Here is a 9205-nt window from a genome sequence, read left to right as displayed (position 1 = left end):
GAGGTTCGTGAGCGTGCCGTGCGCATGGTGCAGGAGCACCAGGCCGATTACCCGTCGCAGTGGGCGGCGATCGAGTCAATCGCCGGCAAGATTGGCTGCGTGCCGCAGACGCTGCACACGTGGGTGCGTCAGCACGAGGTCGATGCCGGTCAGCGTGAGGGTGTCTCGACGACCGAAGCCCAGCGCATCAAGGCCCTTGAGCGTGAGAGCCGTGAACTGCGCAAGGCCAACGAGATACTCAAACTGGCCAGCGCGTTTTTCGCCCAGGCGGAACTCGACCGCCGCATCAAATCCTGAAGGCCTTCGTCGACCAGCACCGCAAGCAATTTGGGGTCGAGTCGATCTGCCGTGCCCTGCAGATCGCCCCATCGGCATATTGGCGCCATGCCGCACGCCAGCAACAGCCAGCCTTGCGCTCGGTGCGTGCCCGGCGCGATGCGGAGTTGATGCCGCAGATTCAGCGTGTGTGGCAAGCCAACCTGCGGGTCTATGGCGCAGACAAGGTCGCGCAGGGCCTGTAGTTCTGCCGGCTGCGGTGCGCGCGAGAAGATGCGCAGAAAGGTGTCTTGCGCCAGGTCCGCCGCGTCATGGGGTGAGCCGAGCTTCTTGTGCAACCAGCCAGCAGCCACGCGTGGTGGTCGCTGTAGAGCGCGTGCACTTGCTGCTGCAGGACAGGGTTGGTGGCAGACATCGCCTACTCCGCGTGGGCTTGCAAGACCCATCATTGGAGATGAGAAATGTTCTCATTATGGAGCGCTGCCGAAACAGGTCGCCGTCGCTGATCCGAGCACCCGGTGTGCCTCTTCATCGACAATGCATCTGGCGGTTGTCGTGTCCACGCTCAAGGGCGAGCCGCCAGATGGCATGGATGAGATGAACAAAGACCCGCTGCATGGCGTGACCCTGGCCCACATGGTCGAGGATCTGTCCGATTACTATGGCTGGAGCGAGCTTGGCCGCCTCATTCCGGTGCGTTGTTTCACGCACGACCCCAGCGTGTCATCGAGCTTGAAGTTCCTGCGCAGGACACCGTGGGCCCGCGCCAAGGTCGAGGCCTTGTACCTTGAGACATGGCGGCGTGCCCAGGCGACCAAGGGCAGGGAGTGAATGGGGTCACTCGATTCGGGCGATGAGGCCTTCGCGTTCCAGATCGTGAACCACGTTGTCCGGAACGTTCTGGCTGCTGGACAAGAGCTTGAGCAACCACTCCGTAGGGGTGAAGCCGTTGACCATGCGCAGCAGCCGAGTGTGCAGTGGATTCAGGTCGGGGTTTGAGGACAGGACTGCAACCTGACCCTTGACCGTGCGAGTGTGAATCATGGAGCCAGATGGTAGCGGCTGGCGGATGCCCGTTCCTTGAGGCAGGGCAATAGGCTGCCGCCCAAGCGGGGTATCCCGCTGGCTTGCTCAGCCGTCTTTACGTGGGCGGCCGGGTTTGAGCGGGGCCAAGGCATCGAGCGCGGCCTTGAGCTTGGCGTCGCTCAGGCCCGCCAGCGCCTGAAGGCCCGCACGCAGCAACTCGCTTTTCTTGGCAGGGCGCTTGAAGCCCAGAGCGCGTTCCTTGAGCTGATCGATGAGCTTGAAGTCATCGTGGGGCATCGTGAAACTGTCGCGCACCAGCTTGTGCTTGACCTTCTTCGGGGCGGCGGCCTTGGGCGCAGCTACCGGCTTGGGAGTTGCCGGAGCCTTGGCTGTCTTGGCGGCTACCTTGCTGGCAGGCGCCTTCTTGGCAGCAGGGCGTTTCACGGCGGGCTTCTTTGCGGCGATCTTCTTGGCCACTGGCTTGCTCGCAGCCGCCTTGCGGGCGGGGGCGTCGGATGAGGTGGTCGGGGCGGGCGCGGTGGCAGGCAGGGTAGCGGGCATCGAATGACCTCGTTAAATCGTATAAATGATTTATACCTTAAATGCCACTCGGCTTTCAATAGGCCGAAGGGGCCATCTTTGGGCCTTCACGCCTTGCCGTTACGCTCCGCATACGCCGACATCATCTCCGTCAGCTCATTGACCAGCCGGTCGATGCCGAAGGGCGGATGCGGCAGGCTCAGGTAGCGCATCACGGTGTACACGGTGCTGTTGTAGCCCACGAAGACGCTGACCTGCAGATCCCGCGGCTGGTACTCGTTGTGGTGGTGCAGCATGTACTGCCGCGCCACCTCCATCAACTGCTGCTCGGCGGTCTGCACGGCCTGCACGGTGCTCAGCTCGTGCCAATGGCGGGCCACGGCCCGGTAGCCGGGGTTGTCCGACACCAGCGCGACGATCTCCAGCAGGCAGGATTTGTAGAAGGTGGGGTAATCCAGCGCCAGGCGCTGCGGCAGGTTGCGCATCACCACCAGGGACACATCCGCGGCCATGCGGGAGACCAGCCCTGCCAGCAACTCGTCCTTGTTCTTGAAGTACTGGTAGAGCGAGCCTACGCTGACGCCGGCCTCCTCCGCGACATCACGCGTGGTCAGGTGCAGGCCACGTCGGTCGAAGGCGCGAGCCGTGGCCTCGATCAGGTTCTGGACCATCACCTGGGAGCGTTGTTGTTGGGGTGGCTTGCGCATGGCGTGAGGGTGTCGATCTGAAAGCGGGTCATTCGCGACTTGAATGCGAACATTTGTTTGCATCATAGTGAGCAGGCCCATTCATGACAAGGAGACACCGTGCTTGCTGCCCACACCACACCGACTGCTGCCGACACCCCGGTGCCCGAATTCGCCCCCACGGAGGTGCGCGCACAAGGCCTGGGCCCTGATTCGCTGCTGTGGGACCACCTGGGTGACCTGCGCGGTCTGCTCACGATCTTCCGCATCGGCCTGCTGCAGAACATGCACCCGGCCGTGAGCCGTGCGCTGGAGCAGCACTCGGGCGATGTCTTTCTGAAGAACCCCTGGAACCGCCTGCTGCGCTCACTGCCGCCCATCCTGGGCGTGATCTACGGGCCGGATCCGGGCGCCATCGGGCGCCGGGTGCGCGATTACCACGTCAACATCAAAGGCCACCTGGCCACGGGCGAGGCCTACCACTCCTTGAGCCCGGACCTCTTCTTCTGGACGCACGCCACCTTCGTGGAAGGCGTGATTTCGATGACGGCACGGTTCGGCAAACCGCTGACAGAACGCGAACAGGAGCAGCTGTACCAGGAGTCCATCGAGTGGTATCGGCGCTATGGCCTGTCGATGCGCCCCGTGCCGCCGGACTACGCCAGCTTCAAGCGCTACTGGGACGGTATGCTCGACACCCTGGTGCCGACCCCCATCACCGACCATGCGATCAAGCTGCGGGAAACGCCCCCACCGTTCGAATCCATTCCCAAGCCGGTGTGGCGGCTGCTCGATCCCATGGTTACCGGGTTCTCGCAGTGGCTGGCCCGCGGCACCTTGCCGGAGACGGCGCGCGCCAAGCTGGGCATGAAGTGGTCTCGCTTCGATGAGGTGCTGCTGCGCATGTTCTGCACCGTGGTCCGCGTGAGCTTCCGCCTGCTGCCCAAGGAGTGGCGCTACCTGCCGATGGTGCGTGAATGGCGCGCACAGAGGGCGCAGGCCGACAAGGTGGCCCGCGCCGAATAACGCATGAATCTTCTGGCCCATGGCGTGTCAACGCCTGGTCTTGGCGTCGACTCAGACTCCTGCTTGCGCTGCACACCGTGGCGCCATTCGGCCCCACGAGGGGCGAACTTTTGTACCTCTCGCAAGCAGTAAGGATTTGAGCCATGAGTGACGAGAACAAGGGCCTGCCTGCAGACGCAGCCCAAGCCGGCGATGCGCCGTTGATGACCGACCGGCGCGCGGTGCTGCGCGGCGCGGCCACCTTGTCGGCCCTGACCGCAGGGGCCGGCCTGATGGGCGTGATGGAGCCCGCGCAGGCGGCAGGCACGGTCACCAGCTTCGCGCTGGCCGTGCTGCCCGACACCCAGTTCTACTCGCGCTACGCCACCACCGACGAAGGCCAGCAGTTCCAGCGCACCTATGGCTCGACGCCCTTCGCGGCGCAGACCCAATGGATCGCGGACAACGCTGCGGCCTACAACATCCCCTTCGTGATCCACCTGGGTGACGTGGTAGACCAGGTCGGTAAGCCCAACCAGTGGCGCGTGGCCGACGAGGCCATGAAGCTGCTGGAAACCGCCGGCGTGCCGTACTCCATCCTGGCCGGCAACCACGACGTGCTGACCGACTACGACTACCGCTACCCGTCGGATCAGAACTCGGGCACTGATGCTCAGCGCAACCTGGCCTCCGAGCCCTACCTGCAGTGGTTCCCCACCAGCCGAGCGGCGCGCCAGACCACCTTCAAGGAGCGCCACAGCTCGGGCTTCCATGAGGTCCATATCTTCGAAGTGCATGGCGTGAAGTTCATGGTGCTGTCGCTGTCGTGGCGCATCTCGAACTCCGGCATCGCCTGGGCCCGCGACATCATTGCGCGCAACCCCGGTGTGCCCGTGATCTTGTCCAACCACCAGTTGCTCAACATCGATGGCGACGGCATCAGCCCGCTCGAGACCGAGTACGGCAAGATGCTGTGGGACAAGCTGATCCGCGACAACGACCAGATCTTTATGACGCTCAATGGCCACCACCACGGTGCAGCCTACCTGCGCAAGTTCAACGACTTCGGCAACGAAGTGCACCAGATGGTGGTGGACTACCAGATGGACTACCAAGGCGGCAACGCCATGATGCGCCTGTACGAGCTGGACCTGATGGGCAACAAGATCGACGTGATGTCGTTCTCGCCGTGGGTGGTGCAAAAGCCCAGCAACACGCTCAACCAGTTCGATTTCGCCGAGCGGCAGCAGCCCAACAACCGCTTCAGCATCCCCGTCAACTTCAAGAAGCGCTTCGCGGGTTTCCTGCGCTGGCGCCCGACGGTGTCGACCACCGGCGCCGCCATCCTGCCGCGCGTGCGCGCTGAGCTGCTGGCCAACTACGTCGAGCCCGTGCCGCCCGTCACGCGCCCGCCCGGTGACATCAACGACTTCCCCGTGGTGTCGGACACCTACGCCCACTGGCGTGCGCCGGCTAACCTCGCCGAAGGTCAGGTGGTGCGCGTGGGTGAGGCCCTGCCCGACATCGCCGGTGGCTTCGACATGGTCCGCGCCCCGCTGCAAGGCCAGGCGCAGGTGGGTGACGTGGTGTGGACCAAGGACAAGCACTACCTGTCGTCGGCAGCCGGCAGCGTGCGCTTCATGAACTCGGACAGGACCGCGGACCGCCTGAGCGCCTTCCTGAGTGCCATGGGCGCGAACGTGAACGGCCGCAGCTTCTGGACTGGCTATACCATCGAAGCCTTCGTGAAGATTCCGGATGACTGGAACTCCGACAAGCACCGCTGGGGCAACATCCTGGGCCGCCAGGGCAATCGTGGCAATGTGCCCGGCGGCTACCGTGGTGGGGACCCTGAGGCATCGAGCGTGCTGTTCGCGATCTCCAGCCTGCGCGAAGTGCAGTGGGAAGTGGTGCCTGCCAACAACTCGGCCTATGCCCAGACCAACTGGTCGGGCGAGCTGATCCGCAACACCTGGTACCACGTGGCCGTCGTGAACGATCCGGCCACCGCCACCACCACGCTGTACATCGATGGCGCGCCGGTGCTGCGCAACGTGGTCAACGCGGGCACGGGCACGCGCTCGCAGAACTCGCCGCTGCCCTGGATCATCGGCGCGGGCTGGTGGAACGGTGTGCTGGCCGATGGCTACTATGGGTGGGTGGGCGAGCTGCGCCTGGTGGGCAAGCCGCTCACGCAGGACCAGTGGCTGACCGCACGCCGCGTCTGATCCATCTCTGTCTATCCGGCGGTGGCGCCTGAGCGCGCTGCCGCCAGGCACCTCATCTTTGTGCCCGTAACGCGGCACCCCCCTGTTCGGAGTTTTCTCATGTTCAAGCGCATTCTCTTTGCAGCCACGGCTGTGATCGCCCTGTCCACCTCGGCCCACGCCGTGCAGTTCCAGGCTGAAGGCGGCATCTTCAATGGCGCCGACTACGGCACCAGCTATGCTGGCGCCGGCGGCACCACGCCCTTGTACAACCAGGCCCTGGGCGCGGTTTTCGATGGCAGCAACGGCGCCTTCGATGCCTTCGGCTTCTACAACGCCGGTGTCGGTAGCCTGACGCAACAGCGCCAGGTCGATCTGCTGAGCGGCAATGTCTACCGCTTCTTCGATACCTTCACCAACAACACCGGCGGCACGATCACCACCACGTTGAACTTCTTTGGCAACCTGGGTTCGGACGGCGACGAACTGATCAGCTTTAACAACGGTGGCCTGATCGTGAGCTGTGAAGACGATTGGTCCGGCGCCTGCGGCGGTGGCGACCCCGTGCTGGCGCTGGTGTCGGGTAACAACGGCCTGGGCCAGGCTGCGATCACGCCGGACCGCTACAACGTGAGCTTCTCGATCACGCTGCAAGCCGGTCAGAGCCTGAGCCTGCTGAACTTCGCCTTCCTGGCCAGCGAGGTCGATGGACCCACCGCCGCCGATGTGCTGTTGGGCAAGGCCACGGGCCAGGCCCTGCTCAACGCCCCGCGCCTGGACGGCCTGACGGCGGCCCAGATCGGCAGCATCGCCAACTTCAACATCCCCCCCGTGCCCGAGGCATCGAGCTGGGCCATGCTGGTGGCCGGCCTGGGCGTGATGGGCGTGCTGCGCGCCCGCTCGCGCCGCACGGCTGCGGCGGCCTGATCGGCTCGCCAAGGCCCGGGGCCCGGGCGTGAATGTGCCTATGGGTTCTGGCCGCTTGAGATGACGGTTCCATGAGGGTGGCTTACCATCGATGGACCACTCCCTCATGGACCGTCCACGATGAAGAAACTGATCAAGCGCCATGCCGTGCGCCTGGAGTTCGACCAGGATTCGCTGGTCCATCTCAACCTGTCTGGCGCGGCCTTCATTGGCGACACGCTCTGGGTGGCTGGCGACGAGGCCTGTGGCATCGACCGCCTGACGCGGTTGCCACCTGTGGGCCCTGAAACCCTGCGTTTCGGCGAGCCGGTGAATTTCCCCTTGGCGGATTTCATCGATCTGCCGGGCGATGCCGATGACGAGGCCGATCTGGAAGGCATGGCTTTCGATGGCCGCTGCCTGTGGGTGGTGGGCTCGCACGGGCTCAAGCGCAAGAACGCCAAACCCGGGCGCAGCGCGCAGGACAACGCCCGTCGCCTGGCCAAGCTCAGCCTGGATTCGAACCGGCTGCTGCTGGCCTGCATTCCGGTGGAGCAAGGGGAGTGTAGTGTGCCCACGCTCGTGCCACGCGCAAGTGATGGCCGGCGAGCCCGGCGCCTGCAGGGCGACGAGCGTACCAATGCCCTGACCCGACTGCTGGCCGATGATCCGCACTTCGGCCCTTTCCTGGCCCTGCCGGGCAAGGACAATGGCTTCGACGTGGAAGGCATGGCCTTGTTGGGCGAATCCATGCTGCTGGGCCTGCGCGGGCCGGTGCTGCGTGGCTGGGCGGGTCTGCTGGAGGTCAACCCTCGTGCGCAGGGCGATCACCTCCAGTTGGCTGCCTTGCAGGGCGGCGACGCACCGTTGCGCAAGCACTTCCTGAACCTGGGAGGTCTGGGTGTGCGCGATCTGCACATGGATGGCGATGACCTCTACATCCTGGCCGGCCCGACCATGGTGCTGGACGGCGACATTCGCCTGTACCGCTGGGCCGGTGCCCGGCAGGCGCTGCAGACCAATGACGAGCCCGTCATCTTCTGGCCTGATCTGCCCGTGGTCTGTACGTTGCCGCATGAACCGGGTACTGATCGTGCGGAGGCGTTTTGCGCCTTGCCGACGCACCTGGCGCGCTCGCCCTCATGGCTGGCGCTGTACGACGCGCCGGCGCCTGCGCGGCACCCTGATGAGTTCACGGTGCTGGGCGACCTGGTCGCGCGCGCCTGAGTTGATGTGGATGTCAGCGGGGCAGGATGTTGGGCAGCAGCGGGCGGTCCAGCCGGTGCCGCCACCACTTGAGCGCCTCGCCCATGTGTTCGGTGCGCCAAGCCAGCCAGAAGGTTTCGGGCGGGCGGGGCTCTTCTACCGGCAAGGCCACCAGGGCACCTGAGGCCAGTTCCTTGCCGATGCAGGCGCGGGGCAAAAAGCCCAGCCCCAGGCCGGCGGCCTGGCATTCGATCTTGGCCTGATTGCAGGCCCACGGTGCGGTCGCTCAGTGAACGGGCGCCATCGCCCACCACCACGGCGGTGTGCTCCAGCAGATCGGCCCGCGTGATGGGGCGCTCCAGCTTCGCCATCCTGGACCGGCGGCGCTTCTTGATCGGTGTGCAGATCCTGCTCGGGCTGGTCAGTGCGACCCTGCTGGTGCTGGCCCAGACCAATTCGCTCACGGTGGAGTCGCTGATCGCGCTGACCTTCGTCGGCGGCATCGGCGCGGCGCTGCTGTGGTGGCGCCGCCAGAAGGCGCAGGCCACAGGGCTGGAGGAGCAGTTCTTCGGCGCCTTCCGGGCGGGCCTGCGCTATGCCCGCGCCAGCCGTGAACTGCACGTGGTACTGCTGCGTGCGGCGGTGTTCTTCCTGTTTGCCAGTTCGGTGTGGGCGCTGCTGCCCCTGGTGGCGCGCCAGGTGCTGGGCGGCACGGCTGGCTTCTACGGTGTGCTGCTCGGTGCGGTGGGCGCGGGCGCCATCATCGGCGCGGTTGGCCTGGTCGCTGCCGCCGTGATCTTCCACCGCGTGAAGCTGCCCACCTGCGAGGCCGATCTGCAGCCCTCCAACCACTGGCCCGAGCCGCTGCTGGCCGAACCCGTGGCGCATGACTGCGGCCCGGTGATGATCCAGATCGAATACCGCATCCGCAAGGAAGACCGTGGCGCCTTCCTGCGTGCCGTGCACCGCCTGTCGCAGCAGCGCCGCCGCGATGGGGTCTATGCCTGGGGCGTGGCCGAGCACAGCCATGATCCCGAACAAGTGATCGAGTGGTTCATGGTCGAATCGTGGGCCGAGCATCTGCGCCAGCACCAGCGCGTGTCCCACGCCGATGCCGACCTGCAATCCGAGGCGCTGCGCTACCACGTGGGGCCGGACAAACCGGCAGTTCATCACTACCTGGCACTTGGCGGGCTCAAGGATGAGGTGGCATGAGCTACAGTAAGCCCCCATGATCGCGACCGGGTGACAAGGACACCGCCGCCCGGGTGAAAGCGAAGCCACCTTGGGGGGCCTGTGTCCGGTAACAAAAAAACAGTGATCCACCGACACCGTTCTCTTTCGCTGGCGGCC

General features: G+C 65.2%; 9 protein-coding genes, 2 pseudogenes and 1 other annotated feature. Of the genes and pseudogenes, 7 read left to right on the top strand and 4 right to left on the bottom strand.

The features are described from left to right. Both WAQ08_RS08045 and WAQ08_RS08040 read left to right on the top strand, forming a co-directional pair. Positions 1–506: pseudogene (locus WAQ08_RS08045) on the top strand (transposase); the annotation flags it as partial. Beyond that, positions 252–368, top strand: a sequence feature (AL1L pseudoknot). (Overlaps the previous pseudogene by 117 nt.) 358 nt (positions 507–864) lie before the next feature. Next, positions 865–1107, top strand: a complete 243-nt coding sequence (locus WAQ08_RS08040) for a VF530 family DNA-binding protein (protein ID WP_422190739.1) — start codon at positions 865–867, stop codon at positions 1105–1107. Between the two features lie 6 nt (positions 1108–1113). Here the strand turns inward: WAQ08_RS08040 and WAQ08_RS08035 are convergent, their stop codons facing one another. From WAQ08_RS08035 to WAQ08_RS08025, 3 genes are all read right to left on the bottom strand, one after another. Continuing rightward, positions 1114–1320, bottom strand: coding sequence for a hypothetical protein (locus tag WAQ08_RS08035; protein WP_422190731.1), 207 nt, complete (start codon positions 1318–1320; stop codon positions 1114–1116). 87 nt (positions 1321–1407) lie between these two features. Continuing rightward, positions 1408–1863, bottom strand: coding sequence for a hypothetical protein (locus tag WAQ08_RS08030; protein ID WP_422190729.1), 456 nt, complete (start codon positions 1861–1863; stop codon positions 1408–1410). 86 nt (positions 1864–1949) lie between these two features. Beyond that, the gene (locus WAQ08_RS08025) at positions 1950–2549 is read right to left on the bottom strand and encodes a TetR/AcrR family transcriptional regulator (protein ID WP_422190727.1); all 600 of its coding nucleotides are present in this window, start codon (positions 2547–2549) and stop codon (positions 1950–1952) included. 99 nt (positions 2550–2648) lie between these two features. Here WAQ08_RS08025 and WAQ08_RS08020 point away from each other — a divergent pair, with 99 nt between their 5' ends. The 4 genes from WAQ08_RS08020 (at position 2649) to WAQ08_RS08005 (ending at position 7873) form a co-directional block, all read left to right on the top strand. Next, a complete protein-coding gene (locus tag WAQ08_RS08020; protein WP_422190725.1) occupies positions 2649–3554 on the top strand; it encodes an oxygenase MpaB family protein in 906 nt (301 codons plus the stop codon). A 143-nt stretch (positions 3555–3697) separates the two neighbouring features. Next, on the top strand, positions 3698–5761 hold the full coding sequence (locus WAQ08_RS08015) for a LamG-like jellyroll fold domain-containing protein (RefSeq protein WP_422190723.1): 2064 nt from the start codon (positions 3698–3700) through the stop codon (positions 5759–5761). A 99-nt stretch (positions 5762–5860) separates the two neighbouring features. Further along, entirely contained in the window at positions 5861–6667 is an 807-nt protein-coding gene (locus WAQ08_RS08010) for a PEP-CTERM sorting domain-containing protein (RefSeq protein WP_422190721.1), read from the top strand. Positions 6668–6787: 120 nt separating this feature from the next. After that, complete coding sequence (locus WAQ08_RS08005; protein ID WP_422190719.1) at positions 6788–7873, top strand: DUF3616 domain-containing protein; 1086 nt, start codon at positions 6788–6790, stop codon at positions 7871–7873. A 13-nt stretch (positions 7874–7886) separates the two neighbouring features. Here WAQ08_RS08005 and WAQ08_RS08000 read toward each other — a convergent pair. Further along, positions 7887–8223, bottom strand: a pseudogene (locus WAQ08_RS08000) (LysR substrate-binding domain-containing protein); the annotation flags it as partial. On the opposite strand from WAQ08_RS08000, the gene WAQ08_RS07995 reads away from it, so the two are divergent. Beyond that, positions 8174–9067 (top strand): MFS transporter, encoded by an 894-nt coding sequence (locus tag WAQ08_RS07995; RefSeq protein ID WP_422190717.1) that lies wholly within the window; start codon positions 8174–8176, stop codon positions 9065–9067. The pseudogene WAQ08_RS08000 and the gene WAQ08_RS07995 overlap by 50 nt on opposite strands. The last annotated feature ends 138 nt before the right edge of the window (positions 9068–9205 follow it).

The organism is Aquabacterium sp., assembly GCF_049274795.1.
GTDB lineage: Bacteria > Pseudomonadota > Gammaproteobacteria > Burkholderiales > Burkholderiaceae_C > Aquabacterium.
This window is presented reverse-complemented; position numbering and strand designations above follow the sequence as displayed.

Coding starts and splice junctions, on each gene's coding strand:
- WAQ08_RS08025 (WP_422190727.1), bottom strand. CDS start 2,549: ATGCGCAAGCCACCCCAACAACAACGCTCCCAGGTGATGGTCCAGAAC.
- WAQ08_RS08030 (WP_422190729.1), bottom strand. CDS start 1,863: ATGCCCGCTACCCTGCCTGCCACCGCGCCCGCCCCGACCACCTCATCC.
- WAQ08_RS08005 (WP_422190719.1), top strand. CDS start 6,788: ATGAAGAAACTGATCAAGCGCCATGCCGTGCGCCTGGAGTTCGACCAG.
- WAQ08_RS08035 (WP_422190731.1), bottom strand. CDS start 1,320: ATGATTCACACTCGCACGGTCAAGGGTCAGGTTGCAGTCCTGTCCTCA.
- WAQ08_RS08040 (WP_422190739.1), top strand. CDS start 865: ATGGATGAGATGAACAAAGACCCGCTGCATGGCGTGACCCTGGCCCAC.
- WAQ08_RS08015 (WP_422190723.1), top strand. CDS start 3,698: ATGAGTGACGAGAACAAGGGCCTGCCTGCAGACGCAGCCCAAGCCGGC.
- WAQ08_RS08010 (WP_422190721.1), top strand. CDS start 5,861: ATGTTCAAGCGCATTCTCTTTGCAGCCACGGCTGTGATCGCCCTGTCC.